This window comes from Agrobacterium sp. FDAARGOS_525 (genome assembly GCF_003938925.1).
Classification (GTDB): Bacteria; Pseudomonadota; Alphaproteobacteria; order Rhizobiales; family Rhizobiaceae; genus Agrobacterium; species Agrobacterium pusense.
In genome coordinates this window covers 383,605-405,419 of sequence record NZ_RKIU01000003.1, presented here as the reverse complement: position 1 = coordinate 405,419, position 21,815 = coordinate 383,605, and the positions used below count along the sequence as shown (strand labels likewise).

Genomic DNA, 21,815 nt, shown 5'->3' with positions numbered 1-21,815 from the left:
GACTTAGGTTTGATGTAGCCTTATATCAATAATGCAACATGATAACAAGGGAAATCGAACAATGACACACAATACAGTTAACGTCCGCCTTTCCAGCCTCTTTACCAACCCGGCTTTGAAGGCCGCTTTCGAACGCGCTGAGCGTGACAATGGCGCGGCTCTGGTTGTCCCGGCTCCTCGTGAGCCGCAGTTGACCGGCGGCGCTGCTCTCGATCTCGCATAAAGACTGCCTCCCTTTTTAGGGAGTGACAAAACCCTCTCGACAATTTGGAGAATGACAATGCCGAACACGATTCCGGCCGCTGGCGAAGCCATGCCAGAAATTACCCTGGAAGAAATGATTGCGCGGCACAACGCAGCGATCGAAGCAGCGAATAACCGCAATGGCCCTCTCGAAGACAGCCCCGAGGAAATCGAGATGCATTCTGCAATGAATGCGTTTTTCGAGAGCTCGGCCCGGCTCACGTCTTTTGACGGACTGATGGCTGCGCTTCGTCTTGCCGACAAGGAGAACGAAGATTTCGACTGTTCCGTGGTCAGCGCCACGCTCGTGAAAGGCGCGCTTGCTTATCTGGAAGGCCAGACAGCCCGCGAACGGCTTTCCGACCTCCTGCAGCAGGCAGGGCAGATCATTCGCGATAACCCCGATCTGGCCGTCGACCGCATCACCATCAACCACGATGGCGTCCACACCCTCATCAAAATCCCGGTTACAGAGGAGCATTCAGCATGAAAACGACCCGTCGCACCTTTCTCGGCGGCGTAGCTGCTGCCGCGCTTCCTGTAGCCGCCACGGCCTGCGAGGCTGTAACAGCCGCCCAGATCGAACCGTCGGCGCTTGCCGATCTGATTGCAACCTATAACGAAGTCACCGCCGAAGCTGATCGCATTGACGGTTTGTCTGAGGCACTCTGGGAGAGCCCCAATCGCCCGCCAGTGGCGAAGCTCGATAGAGCCGAACTGACGCACAGTTACCGTTGGCACATGATGAAGCAGAAGTTTGTGATGTCGCGCGAAGCTGTGAATCATCTCTTCGACTGCGAGGCGAAGGTTTTCAAGATGAACGCCGAGTTCTGCGGAGACGCACACAACTTCGCGCCTCAATTTGCGAGGATCGAAGCCGATCGAGAGCATTACCTTGCGATATTCGATGCCCGTGAAGCGCGTTATCAGGAATGGGCCACATCAAGCGGCTTCCATGATCTGGGCAGGGAGCAGGATCGTCTTTCCGGTCTGGAAAATGACCTGAACGAAGCCATCATCGCGCACCCCATCAAGACGCTAGAAGACGCCCGCATGAAGGCGGCGCATATCAAGAAGGTTTACGGCTCGTCCATGAATGGCCAGGATCAGGCTATCTTCCTCGCAACCCTTGTCAATGCGGGAGAAGAAGCATGAAGGCTCCTATCGAGACCTCCCGCGCACGCCTGGAAGCCAAGATCGAGGAACTTGTCGCGCTTCTCGATCTTCTCGACGGTGACGAGAACCTTGAACCCTATTTGGCAGATACCTATCCAGAAATGGAGGATCGGGAAGACGACGACGAGCGCGAGCCCGACGAAACCGACCAGAACGGCGACGAGGAGGATTGCTGCCGGTCTGAGGACGAGTGGCGGCCGTTCAGCGGCGATCTGCAATTCGATGGATCGGGCAATAGCATCGCTCGCGGCATGGTGCGTGAGCGGCGCAGGAGGCAAGCATGAACACCGTCGTCTGTTTCCCTGTCCATCGCCAGCGCAGCGAGATCAAGCGTTGCGCCGGCAATCTCGACCGGCTGCATGGTGAGGCAGCAAGCCGATACTGGCGGGAGGAAATGCGCCACCTGGCCGCCCGCCTGTCAGCGATCGGCATGTGTGAGGCCGAAGTGTCGAGGCAGGCTTTGCTCTTCACCGGTGCCGTCATGGAGGAGATGCAGCGCGCCTACGCCGAAAAGAACCAGCCATCCCAGAACGGCAAATAATCACCGCGTGCTTCCTATATGCTTCCTGTGGGAAATTCGTAGGGGCTGTGAATTTGCTGAAAGCCTTGAGAAATATGGCGCACCCGACAGGATTCGAACCTGTGACCTTTGGAATCGGAATCCAACACTCTATCCAGCTGAGCTACGGGTGCAGCGGTCACGCTTGAATCGCGTGCAGCGGTTGGTTCATACCCTAGCTTTCTTTCCGCATCAATGACTAAAAATCCAAGATTTGCGAAACCTTGCCAGTTTTCGAGACCGCAGGGTGAAGAGGGCCGGAAGTGGGGGCGTGCGGGTTTTTGGCTTCTTTGCGCGCGGGGCTGCGTCGTTTGGCGTCCCAGGTCTTGCGGAAATCGATTTCACTTATAAGTAGTAGCTTGTCACGGGTCCCGCGCGCAGTTTCAGCATGTTCATCCGTCGTGGGCCGGAGTGCCCGTATGCCTGCCAGACAAGGGTGGCCCCGCGGTTCCGGCCCCTCAAAATTGGCGGGTAAATAGTCATGCTTTCGGCGCAGATTTTGTCGCCAGATGGCGGGCAACATTGGGTTTCCGGCCATTAACTGTCAAATTCTTATACAATATTAGTATCATCTACATTTATTTAGGATACAGTTTCGTGACATTGTCAGTTATGATTTCGGCAGGGTAAAGGACGAATCAGGCGGGGGATCGGATGGCTTTGCGATTGGCACATAGCAACGGGCCGCGGACGGAAAAGGTCGAAAGCGGCAGCGCGCAAACGACGAATCTTACGGCGATCGATTACGGTTTGCTGACGACTGCGATCAGCTACCATTTGCGGCACTCGCAACTTGCCGTGGCAAACGGTTTTTCCGATGTGCTGGCGGAGCAGGGATTGCGGCCGGCCGATTTTTCCGTTCTCGTCATCGTTGGCGGAAATCCGGGTCTTAAACAAAGCGATGTGGCCGAGGCGCTCGGCATCCAGCGGGCCAATTTCGTTGCCATCGTCGACAGCATGGAAGAGAAAGGTCTGCTCGTCCGCCGCAGGTCGGAAGAGGACAGGCGCGTTCATTTCCTCGACATGACGGCCGAGGGTAGCCGTCTTCTCGAGCGCCTTTCCGATGTCTGGCGCGACCGCGAGGAAAAGCTGATCGACCGTATCGGCGGCAAGAAGGCCCGCGACCAATTGCTGGCGCTGCTCGGCCGCCTGCGCGACTGACGCTCCGGCGCCGATGTTTCCCCATGCTCAGATCGGCAATGCTGGGCGGAAGGGGCGGCGGATTTCATCCGTGGTGGCACGGCACCCCCGGTTTCCGGTGATCTCCATCACGGCAGCCTGATATCCCTCGGTCCGATTTGCGTTGCAATTTGTCTGCGAAACGGTCAAGACGCATGGAATTCCCGTGCCATGCGGTGCCGCGCGGCAGCGAGCGACTGACCGGAAAAGCCAGAGACGGAAACACCATGCTGAATATCGATACGAGTCATCCGCTTTATCGTCCCCTGTGGGTGCGGTTGCTCATCGTCGGTTTCTGTGTGGCATGGGCTGTCATCGAATTCGTCAATCGCGAGTTTTTCTGGGGAACCGTCGTGGGCGGCATAGGCGTCTATGCGGCCTATGAACTGTTGGTAAAATTCAAACCCGCAAGCGACGGCGACAAGGGTGGGGACGGGGCGGTTGCGCCCGCCGCCGAAAATCCACCCACCGATAAGGACGATGCCGGCTGACGCGTCGCGATTTTCCGTTCATCGCCTGTCTTGAGCTGCCCGCCTCTTACAGGAAATGCTCTCGCATCCGAAGCATGCGGAGCGCCTGGTCGATCAGGAGATTGGCTGCCGTCATGCGCAGTGTCGCATTGTGCCGGAACTGCGGTTTCACCCGGTCGGGATGATTGAGGCGGGCGAAGGCGCGGCGCTTTTCCGCGAGCGTTGCCGCAGTGTCGGTCTCCTTGATCGCCAGTTCCGCCGAAACATCGGCAAGTGAGGTCTTTTCGAGGTGGGCCGGCATCGGTTCCGGTTCGCTCTCCGGTTCCGGCTGGGGTTCCGCCGGTGGCGCGGCGTCTTCCAGGAAGGCGAGATAAGCGTCGAGATTGCCGTTCGCAGCCGCCGGCGCTTAGATATGCGTATCGACAACGAAGCCTGAGCTGAAGCCGGCAATGCGGGTATCCGCGGGCGGGGGCGGCTCTGCGCCTTCGTCTTCTTTCTCCTGCTTCAGTCTTTCGACGACAGACTGGAAAACGGATTGTCCGAAGAGCATACGGCTGTTCCTTCGCCGGTCACGATTTCCGGCCCTTGTAGTGGATGAAGGTGGCGTCTGGCTTGCCGCCGTCACTGGGCAGTCAGCTTGCGGCTTTCATCCAGCACCAGATCGTAAAGCAGGCGGGCGCTGGGCGGCAGGACGCGCCCCTTGGTGGTGATGATGCTGTAGGGCTTGACGACCAGTTCGAAATCCGTCGGCAATATGCGGGTCCGGCCGATATCGGCCCGCTGGCCGGCCACGAATTCGGCCATGTCCTGCGCAATCGGCGCAATGGCATCGGTGTTGCAGACAAGCGCAAGCGTGAGAACCACGGATGGCGTGTTGATGACGTTGCGCGGCATGGCGACGCCGTGGGTAAGGAAGACATCCTCCATGGTGCGCCGCAAAAGCGCGCCAGGGGGCTGGAACACCCAGTCGTAACCGGAAAGATCCTGCAGGGTGACGGGATCGCCGCCCAGAAGCGGGTGACCTTCGCGCACCACCAGACAGGCGCGCTCAATGCCGATTTCGTGGATGGAGAACAGGCCTGGATCAAAGTCATCCGGTATGCGGCCGATGATGAAATCGTGGCGCGCAGCCAGCAATTCCCGCGCCAGCACGTTGCTGCTCTCCACCTGAACATTGATTTCAATGCCGGGATAGGTGTCCATGGCCCGTCTTATGGCGGGAACCACGAGGCTGATGGCGGGCGCGGTCACCGCGCCGATGAAAACGGATCCGCCGCTGCCGGACTTCATCTGATTGAGTTCGCGACTCGCCTCACGCAGCTCCAGCAATATGGTGCGCGCCCGTCGCGCCAGCGCCTCGCCGAACTTCGTCAGAACCACACCGCGCGATGCTCTCTGACAGAGCGGCGATTTGACGATCGCTTCCATTTCCGAGAGCATGCGCGAGGCCGCCGGCTGCGTCATGTTCATGGCGGCGGCAGCCGCGCTGACCTGCCCGTGCTCCTCGATCATGACCAGCATGCGCAGGTGGCTCATCTTCAATCCGGCCCGCAGCAACGGGTTGTCTTCAAAGACAAAAAGGGCATCCGTTGTTTGCGCCTGCTCATACACTTTCTGGTTGCTCATTCGCGATTTTATACCCCTCATCGGTTTTTGTATCGATTTAATATATCACAATTGATATATGGAAACTGATTTATTCTATTTGACAGTTATATGGATTCAGAACAATTTGCGGAATGCCGGGGAGGAGCGGCAGCTGTTCCATTTCGCAATTGCGAAAAGGGAGCGAGCAGGGCGCGGCTTCTTCCTCTGACGGCATGAATTTCCTGGTGCACCGCAACATGCGGGTCCAGAGAAGGGCTCAAGGGAGAGAGTTAATGAAGTCCATTATTTCGCTGATGGCAGCTTGTGCCATCGGTGCTGCGTCTTTCGCAGTGCCGGCTTTCGCACAGGACAAGGGCGCTGTTGGCATCGCCATGCCGACCAAGTCTTCCGCGCGCTGGATCGATGACGGCAACAACATCGTCAAGCAGCTTCAGGAAGCTGGTTACACGACCGACCTGCAGTATGCCGACGACGATATTCCGAACCAGCTTTCCCAGATCGAAAACATGGTCACCAAGGGCGTCAAGGTCCTCGTGATCGCCTCGATCGATGGCACCACGCTGTCGGACGTGCTGAAGCAGGCCGGCGAGCAGGGCATCAAGGTCATCGCTTATGACCGCCTGATCCGCAACAGCGGTGACGTCAGCTACTACGCCACCTTCGACAACTTCCAGGTTGGCGTTCTGCAGGCGACTTCGATCGTCGACAAGCTCGGTCTGAAGGATGGCAAGGGTCCGTTCAACATCGAACTCTTCGGCGGCTCCCCTGATGATAACAACGCCTTCTTCTTCTACGACGGCGCTATGTCTGTTCTCCAGCCTTACATCGACAGCGGCAAGCTCGTCGTGAAGTCCGGCCAGACCGGCATGGACAAGGTCGGCACGCTGCGCTGGGATCCGGCAACGGCCCAGGCCCGCATGGACAACCTTCTCTCGGCCTACTACACCGACGCCAAGGTTGACGCCGTTCTGTCGCCTTATGACGGTCTTTCCATCGGCATCATCTCCTCGCTGAAGGGCGTTGGTTATGGCACGAAGGATCAGCCGCTGCCGGTCGTTTCCGGTCAGGACGCTGAAATCCCGTCCGTGAAGTCGATCATTGCCGGCGAACAGTATTCCACCATCTTCAAGGACACCCGCGAACTCGCGAAGGTTACCGTGAACATGGTGAATGCCGTTATGCAGGGCAAGGAGCCTGAAGTGAACGACACCAAGACCTATGAAAATGGCGTCAAGGTTGTTCCGTCCTACCTGCTGAAGCCGGTTGCAGTAACCAAGGAGAACTACAAGCAGGTTCTCGTCGATGGCGGTTACTACAAGGAAGACCAGCTGAAATAAGCCTGATACACATGCGGGGATGGCTTGGCGTCATCCCCGTTTTTCCATAAAAATAAAAACGCCGGAATTAATCGGGCGCTGGATTGCGATATGGCCAATACCATTCTCGAAATGCGGAACATCACCAAGACGTTTCCGGGCGTGAAAGCGCTTGAGAACGTCAACCTCAAGGTTAAGGAAGGTGAGATCCACGCACTCGTCGGTGAGAACGGCGCGGGAAAGTCGACCTTGATGAAGGTCCTTTCCGGTGTTTACCCCGCCGGCACCTATGAGGGCGAAATCCACTATGAAGGCGCAGTGCGAAACTTTCGCGCCATCAACGACAGTGAAGATATTGGTATCATCATCATTCACCAGGAACTGGCGCTCGTGCCGCTCCTGTCGATTGCGGAAAACATCTTCCTTGGCAACGAGGTCGCCTCGAACGGCGTGATCAGCTGGCAGGAGACCTTCAACCGTACCCGCGAACTTCTGAAGAAAGTGGGCCTGAAGGAATCACCGGAGACGCTGATCACCGATATTGGCGTCGGCAAGCAGCAGCTGGTCGAAATCGCCAAGGCGCTGTCGAAAAGCGTGAAGCTGCTTATCCTTGATGAGCCGACCGCTTCGCTGAACGAAAGCGATTCCGAGGCGCTGTTGAACCTGCTGATGGAATTCCGCAAGCAGGGCATGACCTCGATCATCATCACCCACAAGCTGAATGAAGTGCGCAAGGTGGCCGACCAGATCACCGTGCTGCGCGACGGCATGACCGTGAAGACGCTCGACTGTCACAAGGAAGAAATCAGCGAGGACGTCATCATCCGCAACATGGTGGGCCGCGATCTCGAAGATCGTTATCCGCCGCGCGACGTGCCGATCGGCGAAACCATTCTCGAAGTGAAGAACTGGAACGCCTATCACCAGCAGCACCGCGACCGCCAGGTTCTGCATGATATCAACGTCACCGTGCGCAAGGGCGAAGTCGTCGGTATTGCCGGCCTGATGGGGGCAGGGCGCACCGAATTTGCGATGAGCGTGTTCGGCAAGTCCTATGGCCACAAGATCACCGGTGAAGTGCTGATCAACGGCAAGCCAGTTGACGTCAGCACCGTGCGCAAGGCAATCGATGCCGGTCTTGCCTATGTCACGGAAGACCGCAAACATCTCGGTCTCGTGCTCAACGACAACATCCTGCACAACACCACACTCGCCAATCTTGCCGGCGTCTCGAATGCCAGCATCATCGACGACATCAAGGAAATGAAGGTGGCGAGCGATTTCCGCACGCGCCTGCGCATCCGCTCGTCGGGCATCTTTCAGGAAACGGTCAACCTTTCGGGCGGCAACCAGCAGAAGGTTGTGCTCTCCAAATGGCTGTTCTCCAATCCCGACGTGCTGATCCTCGATGAACCGACCCGCGGTATCGATGTCGGCGCGAAATATGAAATCTACACCATCATCAACCAGCTCGCTGCCGATGGTAAAGGCGTTCTGATGATCTCATCGGAAATGCCCGAACTGCTCGGCAATTGCGACCGCATCTACGTCATGAACGAAGGCCGCATCGTCGCTGAATTGCCGAAGGGAGAGGCGAGCCAGGAAAGCATCATGCGCGCTATCATGCGCTCAGGGGAGAAGAACTCATGAGTTCGGCAAACACAACAAACGAAGAAAGTAACGTCGTCTCGGTCACATCCTATATTCGCTCCAATATCCGCGAATATGGCATGCTGATCGCGCTCGTCGCCATCATGGTTTTCTTCCAGTTCTACACCGGCGGCATCCTGTTCCGCCCCGTGAACCTGACCAACCTCATCCTGCAGAACTCGTTCATCGTCATCATGGCACTGGGCATGCTGCTTGTCATCGTGGCCGGGCATATCGACCTTTCGGTCGGTTCCATCGTCGCCTTCGTCGGCGCGATCGCGGCCATACTGACCGTGCAATGGGGCATGAACCCCTTTCTGGCGGCGCTGATTTGTCTCGTCATCGGCGGCATCATCGGTGCGGCCCAGGGTTACTGGATCGCCTATCACCGCATTCCGTCCTTCATCGTGACGCTGGCGGGCATGCTGGTGTTCCGCGGCCTGACGCTCTTCGTGCTCGGCGGCAAGAACATCGGTCCGTTCCCGACCGATTTCCAGATCATCAGCACCGGCTTCCTGCCCGATATCGGCGGCATTGAAGGTCTCAACACCACCTCGATGATCCTGACGGTGCTGATTACCGTCGTGCTGTTCTACCTCGCATGGCGTCGCCGTGTCGTGAATGTGAAGCATGGCATCGATGTCGAGCCTTTCGGTTTCTTCATCGCCCAGAACCTGTTGATTTCGGCCGCGATCCTGTTTCTTGGCTACCAGCTTTCCACCTATCGCGGCCTGCCGAATGTGCTGATCGTGATGCTTGCTCTCGTTGCGCTCTACAGCTTCGTGACGCGTCGCACGACGATCGGCCGTCGCATTTACGCCATGGGCGGCAATGAAAAGGCGACCAAGCTTTCGGGTATCAACACCGAACGCCTGAGCTTCCTGACCTTCGTCAACATGGGCGTTCTGGCTGGTCTCGCCGGCATGATCATCGCGACCCGCCTGAACTCGGCAACGCCGAAGGCCGGCGTGGGCTTCGAGCTTGACGTGATCGCGGCCTGCTTCATCGGCGGTGCTTCGGCATCCGGCGGCGTTGGCAAGATCACCGGTGCGGTCATTGGCGCCTTCATCATGGGTGTCATGAACAACGGCATGTCGATCGTCGGTCTCGGCATCGACTTCCAGCAGATGGTCAAGGGCCTCGTGCTGCTCGCCGCCGTGTTCTTCGACGTCTACAACAAGAACAAGGGCTGATCGGCTCACCCCTATCGCAGTCCAAAAAGTGGCCGGTTTCCGGCCACTTTCATAAGATGCAGGCGCAAGGCGCCGCGTAGAAGAGATAAAGGCGCACTGCGCCGGAGGAAGGAAATCCCGTGCTCATTTCACAGATTAAAGATGCCAGCGGCAACATCACCGTAGCGGTTCGCGAAGAAGGCGGAGAGGCACGCGCAGTCAAGGGCGCAGAGTCCGTTTATGCGCTTGCCATGGAAGCCGCCAATGGCGGCAAGAACCTTGCAGATGTCATTTCCGCGCATGGTCTGGGCGATGCCGTCGATCTTGAAAAGGCTTATGCCGAAGGTCGCTTCCTGCCGCCGATCACCCATCCCGATCCGGCTCATCTGCATCTGACCGGCACCGGCCTTACCCATCTCGGTTCGGCCGCGACCCGCGACAGCATGCACAAGAAAACCACGGAAGCCGCCGAGGAAAGCCTGACGGACTCCATGAAGATGTTCCGCATGGGTCTGGAAAACGGCAAGCCGAAGGCCGGTGAAAAGGGCGTTCAGCCCGAGTGGTTCTACAAGGGCAACGGCCATGTGGCGGCAGCGCCCGGTGCGGCGCTCACCTCGCCTTCGTTTGCGCTGGATGGCGGCGAAGAGCCTGAGATGGCAGGCATCTACGTGATTTCCGACAAGGGCGAAGCCGTGCGTATCGGCTTTGCCGTCTCGAACGAGTTTTCCGATCACGTCACCGAGCGGATCAACTATCTCTACCTCGCCCATTCCAAGCTGCGCCCGGCAAGCTTCGGTCCGGAAATTCGCGTCGGCGCTCCGCCGTCCGATATTCGCGGCACCTCGCGCATCCGCCGCGGCGATAAGGTCATTTTCGAAAAGCCGTTCGTATCGGGTGAAGACAACATGTCCCATACCTTCGCGAACCTCGAATATCACCACTTCAAATACGGCCTGTTCCGTGCGCCTGGCGATGTGCATGTGCACATGTTCGGCACGGCAACGCTTTCCTTCGCCGAAGGTATCAAGCCGGAAGCGGGCGACGTCTTCGAAATCGAAGCCGCCGGTTTCGGCCTGCCGCTGAAGAACCCGCTGGCGGTCGATGCGGAAGAAGAGATCGTGGTTCGGCAGATTTGATCTGCGAAAGTAGCACGTAAAGGGTTGAGGTGTGGTCTCGGAGTATTCCCACCTCTCTACGTCATCCTCGGGTCAAGCCCGAGGATGACGCTAGAGTTTAGGTTTTGTGTCCAATCGTCCCTTTGCGAGGACGATTTTCAAGCGGGCTCTTGTCAGCCATCACCGTTAGTCAGATGCGAAACATCCGCCAGTGAAACGACGGCGCGGTTCTGCCAGTAATCGTCTTCCTTCAAATGCGTTATGCTGCCGGAGCGCGCCGGAAAGCTGACATAACCGGCGCTGTCGATCGGCATCTTGATCCATGCCGCGATGACGAAGGTCAGGGCGAAGCCATGGGTCACGATTATCTGCGTGGCGCAGGGCCGCGCGATGATCATGTTTACGGCTCGATACACCCTTTCAGCAAATTCGCGTCTCGTCTCGCCATCGGCAATACCGCCACGATGGTCAAGGCGATTATGGTGCGGTGCCGGGATTTGACGCTCATCAAGCCATTGCTGCGACATGCCTTCGGCCTCACCAAAGCTCATTTCTCTGAGGTCACTCATGATCTCCATTTGCTGCCCGAAGCGTTCCGCGATGATTTCTGCGGTCTGCGAGGCGCGAAGCAGGTCGGAGCTGAAGATTTCCACAGGCTCACCACCGACCAGCGTCGCCAGTCTGGCAGCCGCCGCCCTGGCATCGGTCCTGCCGTGCGGCGTCAGTCCGGTATCATACCAGCCGCCGACCCGGTTCTCGATATGGTGGACCGACTGAGGATGAGTTACGACATAGATGTTCTTCACGGTGGCGTCCTGTTTCTTTGCGGTCAGCCCTGTTCAAATCCCCAGAGCTTGCCTTCTCCCACTTCCACCGAGTTCCCGGAGGGGTCGCGGATATAGACGGAATAGCTATCATTCGGCCAGCGGTGATAGTGCTCGATAGGAATCCCGAGCGTTTCGAAGTGCGCTTTCCAGCCGTCTACCTCCGATTTGTCCCTTGCGTAAAAGCAGAAGTGGCCTTCACCTGCCGTGCCATGGCGAGGGATGGGATGATCGGGATCGGCCTTGCGCGACTTCTCGGGGTCGAAAACCAGCAGTACCTGCCGCCCGCACCTGAAAAAGACGAAGCTTCCGGGCACCTTGCGGATGATCTCCAGACCGAAGACATCGCAGTAAAAAGCCTCGGCGGCTTCGAGATCATTCACATAGATCGCGGTTTCCATGATGGCTGTTGGCGGTTGCATGGTGCCTCCTATGGTCGAGATGTGGTGAGGAATGATGGGTAGGCGGCGGGCGGCGTCAGGTCTTGTAGGTCAACACCGTAAGATCGTGCTTGCCGACGCCCCGTTCGAGGATGGTCCAGCCGCAGTTGAGGTAATAGTCCTCAAGACTTGCCTCGCAGCAGAGGTAGCAGGTCTCGTGACCGAGGTCGGCGGCCCTTTTTGTTGCGGCCTGCATCAACGCGCGCGCCACGCCAGAGCGCCGGCGGTCTTCCTCCACCCACAGGGCCGCGACCCAGGGAAGATAGTGCGGGCGCTCCTCGAGATCGCAATGAATGAGAAAAGCGGAGCCGACATAGGCGTCGCCATCATGGGCGACGAAACCGGTGGGGAGGGCGTGAGGATTTGTCATCTCTTTCAGGTGCTCGAGGACATCGCCCACCTTGAGGCCGCTATCCTGCCACCAGGCCGTCCAGACCCTTTCTGCTATGATGGGTCCATGCGACTGGCAGTCGCGATAGTCGGAAATGCTGTACAATGCCGTCTCCCGGCCGGTTTTGTCCCAAAAGGATAAACCGGATCATGCTTTCAATTGAGAACGGCGATTAAAACGGGTGCTGCGCCTTTTTGCAACCGTCAACCTGTCGCGGTTGGTCAGTGCTTTTTGGCCGTGACATGCAGCCAGTCTGTCGGCAGCTTGTCGTAACCGCTTCCCTGCCGGGCTTCGATCTCTACACCCGTCCAGTCATAGTGCCCATAAAGCTCCTCAAGCCATGACCTGGACGGATAATTGTAATAGCGGCCGAACGTATCGCGTCCTTCAGTCTCTCCGGCCTTGAAGCTCGCATAAAAGACGCCGCCCGGTTTCAGTGCTGTGTGGATACGGCCGATGATGCCGCGCAGGGCAGGGCGTGGCACGTGGAGCAGGCAGGCATTGGCCCAGACGCCGTGATAGCGCCCGACCTCATCGATATTTTCGAACAGCAATGTCCTGACAGGAATGCCGAGTCGGGCTTCCGCAGCCTTCGCTATATCGGGCGTTCCATCGGTGGGATGCACGTCGAAACCGGCTGCCAGCATATATTCGCTGTCCTGCCCGCCACCGCATCCTAGCTCGAGAATGCTGGCGCCTTTTTCCAACTGCGACAGGAACGTTTCCAGATGCGGGCGGTCTGCTGCCTGCCCGCGGGTGGTATAGGCGGTTGCGTTGTCAGTATAGAAACCGATCGTATCGTCGTCTCTGGCGGCCATGATCTCAGCTCTGGGACTGGCTCTGGCTCTGCGATTGCTGCACGGTGACTGAAACGCTCAGCGTCTCACCGGCCGGGCCGATGCGCATGCCAGATATAGGCGCGCAATCGCGGTAGCAGAGACCGGATGCGATGCGGACATAACGGTCATCGGGGCAGATATTGTTGGCGGCGTCGAAGCCGACCCATCCAAGGCCCTGCAGATGCACCTCGGCCCAGGCGTGGGTAGCGGTTTGTTCCTCCACCGCCTCCATCATCAGATAACCGGATACATAACGGGCAGGCAGGCCCATCTGCCGGGCAGCGGAAATGAGAATATGGGCGTGGTCCTGACAGACGCCCCTGCCAGCCTCCAGTGCCGCTTCGGCCGTGGTTTCGATGTCGGTCGAGCCGGGCACATACTCCACCTTGCCGTGAATGTTTTCCATGAGATTGTGGAGGCGGGCAAGCTCGCTCTCGCCGACGCTCGCCTTCACCAGTTCGCGTACCAGCTTTCCGGGTTTGGTGCGTGGCGTTTCGCGCAGGAAGAGCCAGAGCGGTGCGTTGCCGATGTGGTGACCGAACACGCCGGCCTTGTCCTGCGTGTTCACCGTGCCGCTCGCCACCACTTTGACCCGCTGCTGTGGGCCTTCCGTTTCCACCAGCGCGACGCGATTGCCGAAATGGTCGTCATAGGTCACTTCAACGGTGGCGCCATCGACCGAGACATCCCAGTCCTCCACCGTCTGGCTCGGGCCGGTCTGCGGTGTCAGGCGCAACCGCTGCAAGGCATAGGGCATCGGCTCGTCATAGACATATTCCGTCGTATGGGTGATTTTCAGACGCATAAGCTGTCCCCGTCTACGCGCTCATTGATAGAAGCGGTAGCCTTCCGTTATTTCCTGTCCCAGTTGCCCGTTGCGATGGACGAATCTTTCCAGAAACTCGTGCAGGCCCTCGTCCATGACCCGGGCGATGGTGGTCGCGCGCAGACTGTCGCGGATGCTTTCCGCCGTATCGTGTGCCTTGTGCCGCTCGCTGTAGTCCTCGGCGATGTAATTGAGGTTGCTGGCGATCTTCTCGTAACAATAGGCAAGCGAACGCGGCATGCGTCCATTAAGAATGAGGAAGTCGGCGATGTTGGCCGGTTTGTATTCCGCATCATAGACCCAGCCGTAGGAACGGTGGGCCGAAACCGAGCGCAGAATGGATTCCCACTGCGCATTGTCGAGCGATGAGCCGACATGCGCCACAGCTGGCAGCAGCACGTAATATTTGACGTCGAGAATGCGCGCCGTATTGTCGGCGCGTTCGATGAAGGTGCCGATACGGGAGAAATTGTAGAGATCGTTGCGCAGCATTGAACCGTGGAAGGCGCCGCGCACCAGACCGGCACGGTGTTTGATCACGTCGATGGTCTGCGGCAGTTCCGCATGGTTGAGCTTGCGGCCGAGGATGTTCTTCAGCTCGATCCAGAATTCGTTGGTCGCTTCCCATGTCTCGCGCGTCAACGCCGTGCGCACCATGCGGGCATTGTTGCGCCCCGCTTCGATGCAGGACATGACGCTGGATGGGTTCGATTTCTCGCGGAGAAGATAATCGATAGCATTTGCCGCCGTCACCTTTTCGCGTGTTTCGAGGAATTCCTCGTGCACGCCCGCGCTTTGCAGCACGCCGTCCCAATCCTCGTCGCCGCTGCCTGAGCGCGTCAGTGAAACGCGCAGGCCCGCATCGATGAGCCGGGCGATGTTTTCAGCGCGCTCGATATACCGGAACATCCAGTAGAGCCCGTTTGCCGTTCTGCCCAGCATGGCTTAATCCTCCAGTACCCACGTATCCTTGGTGCCGCCGCCCTGGCTGGAATTGACCACCAGCGAGCCCTGCTTGAGCGCAACGCGGGTCAGGCCGCCGGGAATGATCTGCACCTTGTCCGAAACAAGCACATAAGGACGCAGATCGACATGGCGCGGCGCGATGCCGTTCTTGACCATGATCGGCACGGTGGAGAGCGACAGCGTCGGCTGTGCAATATAGTTGGAGGGGCGCGCCCGCAGCTTTTCGGCAAACAGCGCCCGCTCCTTTTTCGATGCGGTGGGGCCGACCAGCATGCCGTAACCGCCTGAACCGTGGACCTCCTTGACGACGAGATCGGCAAGGTTGTCGAGAACGTATTTCAGGCTGTCCGGCTCGGAACAGCGCCAGGTCGGCACGTTTTCTAGGAGCGGCTTGCGGCCGGTATAAAATTCGACGATCTCGGGCATGTAGGAATAGATCGCCTTGTCGTCGGAAATGCCGGTGCCGGGGGCGTTGGCGATGGTGATGTTGCCGGCGCGATAGACATCCATGATGCCGGGAACGCCAAGCGCCGAATCCGGCCGAAAAGTCAGCGGGTCGAGGAAGTCGTCGTCGACGCGGCGGTAGAGAACGTCGATGGCCTCATAACCGCGCGTCGTGCGCATCTTCACCTTGCCGTCCATGACGCGAAGGTCGGAACCTTCCACCAGTTCCACACCCATCATGTCGGCGAGGAACGAGTGCTCGTAGTAGGCGGAATTATAGATGCCGGGGGTCAGCACCGCGACGCGCGGCTTGCCGGTGCAGCCCGGAGGTGCGAGCGAGGCAAGCGACTGGCGCAGCAGATAGGGGTAATCCTCCACCCGTCGCACGCGGTTTTCATGGAAAAGTTCCGGGAACATCTGCATCATCGTTTCGCGGTTTTCCAGCATGTAGCTGACACCTGACGGTGTGCGGGCATTGTCTTCCAGAACATAGAACTGGTCTTCGCCGGTGCGGACGATATCCGTGCCGACGATATGGGTGTAGACCCCGCCAGGCGGCGTGAAGCCGATCATTTCTGGCAGGAAGGCTTCGTTCTTTTCGATGATCTCACGGGGGATGCGCCCGGCGCGGATGATTTCCTGTTTGTGGTAGATATCGTCGAGGAAAGCATTGAGGGCGAGAACACGCTGTTCGATGCCCTGGGCCAGTTTGCGCCACTCACGGCCGGAGATGATGCGCGGGATAATATCGAAGGGTATCAGTTTTTCTGAACTATCGGCGTGGCCATAGACTGCGAAAGTAATGCCGGTTTTTCTGAAGATGTTTTCCGCGTCTTTTGATTTCTGGATCAGGTGTGCCCTGTCCTGCCGGCTGTACCATTCGTTATAGTTTTCATATGGGCTTCGCGGCGTGTTGTCCGCATTTATCATTTCGTCAAATGCCAACTTCGATGTCCCCTTTTTTGCCATATGAATACAACGACAAATGCAATGCAAGAACTATGCAGGCCTCCCCGAGAAGATTTTTTGTCGCCCTAGAGTTTTAAAAAAGAAGCGTTTTTTCGGCTTCCGCCTATAAATGCGGCATCGGCAAATTGGTTGCGGGGCGACGAGCGGTGTAAGCGGGCGGTGGCGCTGTTTGCGCCGTGGGCGAATGCATAAATTTTGTTCTCTCGCTTTCGGTTGATGAATGTCCGGCGTCGCATCAGAAAATCTGAAAGATGTGATCACCAAAACGCCTTTGACCTTTTGCCGGGATGCGGATACCGCCATGCTGAACACCCGGCTCGACTATTCGCCGGTTCGCGTGAAGCCGCAGAAATATCAATTCGCCGTCTGTTCCGCACCGGTAGCGGACATCATGCTACACAGAGGATGCGCCCATGTCGCTCGACCGTTTGGCTCCGGCCATCTTCGTCTTTCTCTGGTCGACGGGCTGGGTCACCGCCAAATATGCGGTCTATTATACCGGGCCGCTGACCTTCCTCTGTCTGCGCTATCTTCTGGCGGGCGTTTTGCTGTGGGCGATCTGCCGCTTTTCGTCCATCCAGTGGCCCGAAAGTCGTGTCGATATCTTCCGGGCGATCCTGTCAGGCGTCTTCCTGCACGGTCTTTATCTCGGCATGATCTGGTGGGCGATAGGGCAGGGCGTGCCGGCGGCGATCGGCGGCATTATCGCCGGCCTGCAGCCGCTGATGACGGCGGTGGCCGCCCGTTTCATGATCGGCGAAAGGATTTCGCCGCTGCAGCGCGCCGGCCTGCTCATCGGCTTTGCCGGCATCGCCATCGCGGTGCTGCCGAAGGTCATGGCCGCGGGTGCTGGCGGGCTGTCGGTGCCGCTTTACGCCGTGGCGGTGAATGTGCTGGGCATGACCTCGGTCACCTATGGCACGCTCTACCAGAAGAAGTACGTGCATGGCGGCAACATCATGGCGGTGGCAACGCTGCAATATGTCGGCGCACTGCTGGTAACGGTTCCCTTCGCGCTTCTGCTGGAAGATGGGCATGTGGACTGGAGCCTCGGCCTTGCCGCCACGCTCGCCTGGTCTGTCGGCGCGATTTCCATCGGGGCCGTGGCGCTGCTTCTTTATCTGATCCGGCGCGGCCAGGTTTCACGCGCCGCTTCGCTGATCTATCTCGTGCCGCCGCTTGCCGCGGTGGAAGCCGCCCTGCTTTTCGGCGAGACGCTGACGCCTGCGATGATTGCGGGTACGGTTCTGGCGGTGACAGGCGTTTATCTCGCCAATCGCAAACCTGCCGCATCGGTTGCGGCTGGTTAATTACTGCAACCTCATATTAGGGGTTTATTAACCATAAAATTATACCTCTCGTTAATCACATGATTTGGCGGGGGTTACATGTCTATTTCACGTCGTGGTGTTCTGTTTGGATTGCCGCTGTTTCTGGCTGGCTGCGCAAACACCGGCATCGGCCAGCACAGGCTGGATTACGCGGCGAAGCCGGAGGAAAAATTCCCGCTTCCCGCCATGCATCTCGATAAGGTGAAGCCCGAACTGCGCCGGCAGGAGGTGGCCTATGATACGCGCCATCCGGCTGGAACGGTGGTTGTGGATACGCCGGCGCGGCGGCTTTATTATGTTCTCGGCGACGGTCGCGCAATGCGCTACGGCGTCGGTGTAGGCCGCCAGGGTCTTGCCCTGAAGGGTGACGCCTATATCGGTCGCAAGGCGGAATGGCCATCCTGGACACCAACCGCGAACATGATGCGCCGCGATCCGCGCAATCTGAAATTCGCAGCCGGCATGCCCGGCGGCCCGAACAATCCGCTTGGCGCCCGCGCGCTCTATCTTTATCGCGGCGGCAACGACACCATGTTCCGCCTGCATGGCACCAACCAGCCGCAGTCCATCGGCCACGCCATGTCGAGCGGCTGCATCCGCATGCTGAACCACGACATTATCGATCTCTATAGCCGCGTGCCTGTCGGTTCGAAGGTGGTGGTGCTGCAGGCGTGAGGCGGGACGGTTTTTCCGCCTGTTGCGATCGAAAAAATGTCTGAAGCCCTGAGTTGATTTTTCTGTAAGAAAGTCAATTTTCTATGGTGAAATCAACTATTTGTAGAAAATGGCGTTTTGAGTATTTTAGGTAGTTCTGCAATATCGGAAACGTGATTTCCGCTATTTCGGAGGTGTATCCATAAACGTGCCATCGCGCTCTTATCGGCGCTTCACCACTTCAACGGGGACACATCAACATGGCAATTTTCGATTCTCTCTCCCGCTACCGCCCACAGGCACTCGGGGCGCTGCGCATCATGACGGCGCTGCTTTTCATTTCGCATGGAACGCAGAAGCTGTTCGGTTTTCCGGCATCGCAGATGGAAGGCTCCCTGCCGACGATGCTGCTGGTGGCGGCGATTCTGGAATTCGTCGGCGGCATTCTCGTGCTGGTCGGCCTTTTCACGCGTCCGGTCGCATTCATCCTGTCCGGCCAGATGGCGGTTGCCTATTTCATCGCGCATGGGCCGAAGAGCTTCTTCCCGGCACTCAACGGGGGTGATGCCGCCATCCTGTTCTGCTTCATCTTCCTCTATCTGTTCGTGGCCGGTCCGGGCGCTTTCTCGGTGGATGAGCGCCGGGCCTGATCTGCCTGACCGGACATCGATTTGTTTTGCCGAAACCCTGCGTGGCCAACGCCGCGCGGGGCTTCTTTTTAGAGCAGGGTCGATACTTCGGCCGCGGCCGAAGCATAGGCGCCTGTTTTCCGGTTAAGAACGGGTCACCCTCAATGCAGTTGGAAATCGATCCGTGACCTCTGAGAACCCCATCGCCCGCGAATTGCTGCTTCTGGCCGTGTTGTCCACGCTGTGGGCCGCATCCTACACTTTCATCAAGATCGGGGTGGAGACCATTCCGCCCCTTACCTTCATCGCATCGCGCACGATGATCGCCGGTCTGCTGCTCTTCGCGGTGATCCGGCTGCGCGGGTTGCGTCTGCCCACGGATTTAGCGACATGGCGGCTGTTCTTCATTCAGGCCTGTATCAACAGCGTTCTCCCCTTCACGCTGATCGCCTGGGCCGAACAGAGCATCGATGCCGGCCTCGCCGTCATTCTCAATGCCACGACGCCGATCTTTACCTTTCTTCTCACGGCGCTCGTGATCCGGCATGAGGCAGTCAGCGGGCGCAAGCTGTTCGGCACGATTGCCGGCATGACGGGAGTTTGCCTCATTATCGGCATGGAGGCACTTGATGGGGCGAGCGAGGCGATATGGAGCCAGCTCGCCGTGCTGACAGCGGCATTTTCTTATGCCTGCGCGGCCATTTTCAGTAAAAATTTCAGAGGGCTCGATCCGATCATGCCGGCCGCCGGCTCGCTTATCTGCGGTGCTGTCCTGCTGCTGCCCGTGAGCCTGATTGTCGACCGACCCTGGACCTTGTCGCCTTCGGCGGCATCACTGGCGGCACTGTTGTGCCTCAGTGTGTTTTCGACCGCGCTCGCCTTCATGATCTATTTCCGGCTGATGCAGACACTCGGTTCCGTCGGTACCACCTCGCAGGCCTATCTCAGGGTGCCGGTCGGGGTCGCCATCGGCATGGCGTTTCTGGGGGAAATGCCGACGCCCGCCATGTGGGGTGGGCTCGTCTGCGTCATTGCGGGCGTGCTGGCGATGACCCTGCCGTCACGGCGTCGTCCGGTCGCGCAGGGGAGCTGAAGGCGAAGAAAAGCCCCGCTACCGGGTGTGGCTGCGGGGCTTGATTATTGGCGAGCGCGTGCCGCTTGTTTCTTCTCCCCGGCGGGGAGAAGGTCGCGGCAGCGGGATGAGGGGGCAAGGGTGATGAGATACGGCAACTTTACCCCCTCATCCGACCCTTCGGGCCATCTTCTCCCCGGCGGGGAGAAGAAACGCCCGGCAATGCCGCGGCGTCCTCAATCCATTCAGAGCGCCTTAACGGTTGCGGCCGCGATGGCCGTTACCGGAAGCGCGTTTTTCCTGGCCGTTGCCGCCGGCAGGGGCGTGGCGGTTGGCGCCGCTGCCGCCGGGCTTGCGGGCCGGACGACGATGCTTGCGCGGGCCAGCCGGGCGGCCTGCGTCGCCTTCGGCCTGCTTCACGCGCTTGAAGTCGGACGTGACTTCAAGATCATTGTCCGCATCGCGCGGCGCGTGGTGGCGAGACGGGCGAGATTCGCCGTTGTGGCGTCCGCCTTCGCGCGGGCCGCGCTGTTGGCCGCCATTGTTATTTCGTCCGCCGCGGTTGTTGTTGGGGCGCGTCGGGCTGGCAAGACCGGCCGGGCGTTCACCAGAAGCAACCGGAATATCGATCTTCATCAGCTTTTCGATGTCATGCAACAGGCGGGTCTCGTCCGGTGCGCAGAAAGCAATGGCGATGCCATCGCGGCCGGCACGGGCGGTACGGCCGATGCGGTGGACATAAGCGTCCGGTACTTCCGGCAGGTCGTAGTTGAAGACGTGCGTCACGGCCGGGATATCGATGCCGCGGGCCGCGACGTCGGTTGCGACCAGAACCTTGATCTCGCCGTCCTTGAAGCCCTTCAGGGCGCGCTCGCGCTGGCCCTGGCTCTTGTTGCCGTGGATGGAGGCGACCTTGAAGCCGATATGTTCGAGATGCTTGTAGAGCTTCTCCGCACCGTGCTTTGTGCGCAGGAACACGATGGCGCGGCCATCCGGGTTCTCGTTGAGCGACTTCTTCAGAAGCTCGGTCTTGTCGTTCTTGCCGGCGACGAAGTGGACATATTGCTCCACCTTGTCGGCTGCCTTGCCGGGCGGGGTCACTTCGACCTTCAGCGGATCGGTCAGGTAGCTGTGGGCAAGATCGGCGATCGCCTTCGGCATGGTGGCGGAGAAGAGCAGCGTCTGGCGCTTGGCGGGCACCATCTTCGAGATCTTGCGCAGATCGTGAATGAAGCCGAGGTCGAGCATCTGGTCCGCTTCGTCCAGCACCAGATAGGTGACCTTGGAGAGCGAGATGGCGTTGCGGGCGATGAGGTCAAGCAGGCGGCCGGGGGTTGCCACCAGAATGTCCGTGCCCTTTTCGAGCTGGAGCTGCTGCTTGTTGATCGATGCGCCGCCAACCACCTGGTTGATGCGCAGCGGCGTCTTCTTCACGAAAGCGCGCAGGTTTTCGCCGATCTGGTTCACCAGCTCGCGGGTCGGGGCAAGGATGAGCGTGCGGCAGGTGCGGTTTGCCGGGCGGTCCGCCTGCTTCATCAGCATTTCGATGATCGGCAGGCCGAAAGCGGCGGTCTTGCCGGTTCCGGTCTGTGCGAGGCCGATCAGGTCGCGGCCTTCGAGCAGCAGCGGAATGGCTTTTGCCTGAATGGGGGTCGGGGTCGTGTAGCCAAGCTGGGTAACGCTGGCAACAATCTTTTCGGAGAGGCCGAGTTCGCTAAAACTGGTCAATATAATGCCTTTCGGGGCGCCAAAAACCAATCGTCCGGAGCAGGGCTGCTGTCCGGCGGTTTCGGCGTCAAGAACCCCGCGTGAATTGGGAACTTGTGGGTTGGAATAACTTTCTGCGCATCAGTGCGGCACATGCCGTCTTCTGTATTCTCTGCGCTTTTCCTTCATGCGGGCCAAGTCTCTCTCGGACCAAGTCTTCTCAACATACGCTGCA

Annotated in this window: 24 protein-coding genes, 1 tRNA gene and 1 pseudogene; 15 read left to right on the top strand and 11 right to left on the bottom strand. The window is 58.8% G+C overall.

What is annotated here, in order from left to right:
• The first annotated feature begins 61 nt into the window (after positions 1-61).
• The 5 genes from EGT36_RS30415 to EGT36_RS03160 are packed head-to-tail and all read left to right on the top strand — an operon-like array spanning position 62 to position 1,960.
• Complete coding sequence (locus tag EGT36_RS30415) at positions 62-223, top strand: hypothetical protein (protein ID WP_172965618.1); 162 nt, start codon at positions 62-64, stop codon at positions 221-223.
• A gap of 57 nt (positions 224-280) precedes the next feature.
• Positions 281-733 carry a hypothetical protein gene (locus EGT36_RS03175; protein WP_125270037.1) on the top strand — a complete coding sequence of 151 codons (453 nt, stop codon included), beginning with the start codon at positions 281-283 and terminating at the stop codon, positions 731-733.
• A complete protein-coding gene (locus EGT36_RS03170) occupies positions 730-1,398 on the top strand; it encodes a hypothetical protein (protein ID WP_125270036.1) in 669 nt (222 codons plus the stop codon). Before EGT36_RS03175 ends, EGT36_RS03170 begins: the two co-directional genes overlap by 4 nt.
• On the top strand, positions 1,395-1,703 hold the full coding sequence (locus EGT36_RS03165; RefSeq protein WP_125270035.1) for a hypothetical protein: 309 nt from the start codon (positions 1,395-1,397) through the stop codon (positions 1,701-1,703). Before EGT36_RS03170 ends, EGT36_RS03165 begins: the two co-directional genes overlap by 4 nt.
• Positions 1,700-1,960: a DUF6074 family protein gene (locus EGT36_RS03160; protein WP_125270034.1), complete on the top strand. Its 261-nt coding sequence runs from the start codon at positions 1,700-1,702 to the stop codon at positions 1,958-1,960. The genes EGT36_RS03165 and EGT36_RS03160 overlap by 4 nt, the downstream gene beginning before the upstream one ends.
• Before the next feature lie 75 nt (positions 1,961-2,035).
• Here the strand turns inward: EGT36_RS03160 and EGT36_RS03155 are convergent.
• Positions 2,036-2,112, bottom strand: a tRNA-Arg gene (locus tag EGT36_RS03155).
• A 520-nt stretch (positions 2,113-2,632) separates the two neighbouring features.
• Between EGT36_RS03155 and EGT36_RS03150 the strand changes: the two genes are divergently transcribed.
• Both EGT36_RS03150 and EGT36_RS03145 read left to right on the top strand, forming a co-directional pair.
• Positions 2,633-3,139, top strand: a complete 507-nt coding sequence (locus tag EGT36_RS03150) for a MarR family winged helix-turn-helix transcriptional regulator (RefSeq protein ID WP_037089685.1) — start codon at positions 2,633-2,635, stop codon at positions 3,137-3,139.
• A gap of 245 nt (positions 3,140-3,384) precedes the next feature.
• A complete protein-coding gene (locus tag EGT36_RS03145; RefSeq protein ID WP_006699583.1) occupies positions 3,385-3,648 on the top strand; it encodes a hypothetical protein in 264 nt (87 codons plus the stop codon).
• A 46-nt stretch (positions 3,649-3,694) separates the two neighbouring features.
• Here EGT36_RS03145 and EGT36_RS03140 read toward each other — a convergent pair.
• Both EGT36_RS03140 and EGT36_RS03135 read right to left on the bottom strand, forming a co-directional pair.
• Positions 3,695-4,177 (bottom strand): annotated as a pseudogene (locus EGT36_RS03140) (hypothetical protein).
• Positions 4,178-4,248: 71 nt separating this feature from the next.
• A complete protein-coding gene (locus tag EGT36_RS03135; RefSeq protein ID WP_004443150.1) occupies positions 4,249-5,253 on the bottom strand; it encodes a LysR family transcriptional regulator in 1,005 nt (334 codons plus the stop codon).
• A gap of 254 nt (positions 5,254-5,507) precedes the next feature.
• Between EGT36_RS03135 and chvE the strand changes: the two genes are divergently transcribed.
• The 4 genes from chvE to araD1 all read left to right on the top strand — a co-directional run bounded on the left by chvE (position 5,508) and on the right by araD1 (position 10,509).
• Positions 5,508-6,572: a sugar ABC transporter substrate-binding protein ChvE gene (gene chvE, locus EGT36_RS03125; RefSeq protein WP_004443148.1), complete on the top strand. Its 1,065-nt coding sequence runs from the start codon at positions 5,508-5,510 to the stop codon at positions 6,570-6,572.
• Positions 6,573-6,662: 90 nt separating this feature from the next.
• The gene (gene gguA, locus EGT36_RS03120; protein ID WP_022556773.1) at positions 6,663-8,201 is read left to right on the top strand and encodes a sugar ABC transporter ATP-binding protein GguA; all 1,539 of its coding nucleotides are present in this window, start codon (positions 6,663-6,665) and stop codon (positions 8,199-8,201) included.
• Positions 8,198-9,394 carry a sugar ABC transporter permease GguB gene (gene gguB, locus EGT36_RS03115; protein ID WP_004443145.1) on the top strand — a complete coding sequence of 399 codons (1,197 nt, stop codon included), beginning with the start codon at positions 8,198-8,200 and terminating at the stop codon, positions 9,392-9,394. The genes gguA and gguB overlap by 4 nt, the downstream gene beginning before the upstream one ends.
• A gap of 119 nt (positions 9,395-9,513) precedes the next feature.
• Positions 9,514-10,509 carry a 2-keto-3-deoxy-L-arabinonate dehydratase AraD1 gene (gene araD1 / locus EGT36_RS03110; RefSeq protein ID WP_112556929.1) on the top strand — a complete coding sequence of 332 codons (996 nt, stop codon included), beginning with the start codon at positions 9,514-9,516 and terminating at the stop codon, positions 10,507-10,509.
• 152 nt (positions 10,510-10,661) lie between these two features.
• On the opposite strand, the gene EGT36_RS03105 is transcribed toward araD1, so the two are convergent.
• From EGT36_RS03105 to EGT36_RS03075, 7 genes are all read right to left on the bottom strand, one after another.
• Positions 10,662-11,294, bottom strand: coding sequence for a histidine phosphatase family protein (locus EGT36_RS03105; RefSeq protein WP_125270033.1), 633 nt, complete (start codon positions 11,292-11,294; stop codon positions 10,662-10,664).
• Between the two features lie 23 nt (positions 11,295-11,317).
• On the bottom strand, positions 11,318-11,734 hold the full coding sequence (locus EGT36_RS03100) for a VOC family protein (protein ID WP_125270032.1): 417 nt from the start codon (positions 11,732-11,734) through the stop codon (positions 11,318-11,320).
• A 55-nt stretch (positions 11,735-11,789) separates the two neighbouring features.
• Positions 11,790-12,248, bottom strand: coding sequence for a GNAT family N-acetyltransferase (locus tag EGT36_RS03095; RefSeq protein WP_037089697.1), 459 nt, complete (start codon positions 12,246-12,248; stop codon positions 11,790-11,792).
• 116 nt (positions 12,249-12,364) lie between these two features.
• Complete coding sequence (locus EGT36_RS03090; RefSeq protein WP_037089699.1) at positions 12,365-12,961, bottom strand: class I SAM-dependent methyltransferase; 597 nt, start codon at positions 12,959-12,961, stop codon at positions 12,365-12,367.
• 4 nt (positions 12,962-12,965) lie between these two features.
• Complete coding sequence (locus tag EGT36_RS03085; RefSeq protein ID WP_125270031.1) at positions 12,966-13,787, bottom strand: transglutaminase family protein; 822 nt, start codon at positions 13,785-13,787, stop codon at positions 12,966-12,968.
• Between the two features lie 21 nt (positions 13,788-13,808).
• Positions 13,809-14,750 carry an alpha-E domain-containing protein gene (locus EGT36_RS03080; protein WP_004443135.1) on the bottom strand — a complete coding sequence of 314 codons (942 nt, stop codon included), beginning with the start codon at positions 14,748-14,750 and terminating at the stop codon, positions 13,809-13,811.
• 3 nt (positions 14,751-14,753) lie between these two features.
• On the bottom strand, positions 14,754-16,163 hold the full coding sequence (locus tag EGT36_RS03075) for a circularly permuted type 2 ATP-grasp protein (protein WP_022556767.1): 1,410 nt from the start codon (positions 16,161-16,163) through the stop codon (positions 14,754-14,756).
• A 437-nt stretch (positions 16,164-16,600) separates the two neighbouring features.
• On the opposite strand from EGT36_RS03075, the gene EGT36_RS03070 reads away from it, so the two are divergent.
• The 4 genes from EGT36_RS03070 (at position 16,601) to EGT36_RS03055 (ending at position 19,894) form a co-directional block, all read left to right on the top strand.
• A complete protein-coding gene (locus EGT36_RS03070) occupies positions 16,601-17,497 on the top strand; it encodes a DMT family transporter (protein WP_006699592.1) in 897 nt (298 codons plus the stop codon).
• Between the two features lie 78 nt (positions 17,498-17,575).
• Entirely contained in the window at positions 17,576-18,193 is a 618-nt protein-coding gene (locus EGT36_RS03065) for a L,D-transpeptidase (RefSeq protein WP_004443131.1), read from the top strand.
• A 239-nt stretch (positions 18,194-18,432) separates the two neighbouring features.
• A complete protein-coding gene (locus tag EGT36_RS03060; RefSeq protein ID WP_037089701.1) occupies positions 18,433-18,822 on the top strand; it encodes a DoxX family protein in 390 nt (129 codons plus the stop codon).
• A 163-nt stretch (positions 18,823-18,985) separates the two neighbouring features.
• A complete protein-coding gene (locus EGT36_RS03055) occupies positions 18,986-19,894 on the top strand; it encodes a DMT family transporter (RefSeq protein WP_037089703.1) in 909 nt (302 codons plus the stop codon).
• Positions 19,895-20,128: 234 nt separating this feature from the next.
• Here EGT36_RS03055 and EGT36_RS03050 read toward each other — a convergent pair whose 3' ends face one another.
• Entirely contained in the window at positions 20,129-21,601 is a 1,473-nt protein-coding gene (locus EGT36_RS03050; RefSeq protein ID WP_004443127.1) for a DEAD/DEAH box helicase, read from the bottom strand.
• Positions 21,602-21,815: the final 214 nt, after the last annotated feature.

What these genes read in the sequence shown, in the direction of transcription:
- EGT36_RS03135 (WP_004443150.1), bottom strand. Translation starts at nt 5,253, where the DNA reads ATGAGCAACCAGAAAGTGTATGAGCAGGCGCAAACAACGGATGCCCTT.
- gguB (WP_004443145.1), top strand. Translation starts at nt 8,198, where the DNA reads ATGAGTTCGGCAAACACAACAAACGAAGAAAGTAACGTCGTCTCGGTC.
- EGT36_RS03090 (WP_037089699.1), bottom strand. Translation starts at nt 12,961, where the DNA reads ATGGCCGCCAGAGACGACGATACGATCGGTTTCTATACTGACAACGCA.
- EGT36_RS03145 (WP_006699583.1), top strand. Translation starts at nt 3,385, where the DNA reads ATGCTGAATATCGATACGAGTCATCCGCTTTATCGTCCCCTGTGGGTG.
- EGT36_RS03175 (WP_125270037.1), top strand. Translation starts at nt 281, where the DNA reads ATGCCGAACACGATTCCGGCCGCTGGCGAAGCCATGCCAGAAATTACC.
- EGT36_RS03100 (WP_125270032.1), bottom strand. Translation starts at nt 11,734, where the DNA reads ATGCAACCGCCAACAGCCATCATGGAAACCGCGATCTATGTGAATGAT.
- EGT36_RS03065 (WP_004443131.1), top strand. Translation starts at nt 17,576, where the DNA reads ATGTCTATTTCACGTCGTGGTGTTCTGTTTGGATTGCCGCTGTTTCTG.
- EGT36_RS03080 (WP_004443135.1), bottom strand. Translation starts at nt 14,750, where the DNA reads ATGCTGGGCAGAACGGCAAACGGGCTCTACTGGATGTTCCGGTATATC.
- EGT36_RS03060 (WP_037089701.1), top strand. Translation starts at nt 18,433, where the DNA reads ATGGCAATTTTCGATTCTCTCTCCCGCTACCGCCCACAGGCACTCGGG.
- EGT36_RS30415 (WP_172965618.1), top strand. Translation starts at nt 62, where the DNA reads ATGACACACAATACAGTTAACGTCCGCCTTTCCAGCCTCTTTACCAAC.
- EGT36_RS03165 (WP_125270035.1), top strand. Translation starts at nt 1,395, where the DNA reads ATGAAGGCTCCTATCGAGACCTCCCGCGCACGCCTGGAAGCCAAGATC.
- chvE (WP_004443148.1), top strand. Translation starts at nt 5,508, where the DNA reads ATGAAGTCCATTATTTCGCTGATGGCAGCTTGTGCCATCGGTGCTGCG.
- EGT36_RS03170 (WP_125270036.1), top strand. Translation starts at nt 730, where the DNA reads ATGAAAACGACCCGTCGCACCTTTCTCGGCGGCGTAGCTGCTGCCGCG.
- EGT36_RS03070 (WP_006699592.1), top strand. Translation starts at nt 16,601, where the DNA reads ATGTCGCTCGACCGTTTGGCTCCGGCCATCTTCGTCTTTCTCTGGTCG.
- gguA (WP_022556773.1), top strand. Translation starts at nt 6,663, where the DNA reads ATGGCCAATACCATTCTCGAAATGCGGAACATCACCAAGACGTTTCCG.
- EGT36_RS03085 (WP_125270031.1), bottom strand. Translation starts at nt 13,787, where the DNA reads ATGCGTCTGAAAATCACCCATACGACGGAATATGTCTATGACGAGCCG.
- EGT36_RS03160 (WP_125270034.1), top strand. Translation starts at nt 1,700, where the DNA reads ATGAACACCGTCGTCTGTTTCCCTGTCCATCGCCAGCGCAGCGAGATC.
- EGT36_RS03150 (WP_037089685.1), top strand. Translation starts at nt 2,633, where the DNA reads ATGGCTTTGCGATTGGCACATAGCAACGGGCCGCGGACGGAAAAGGTC.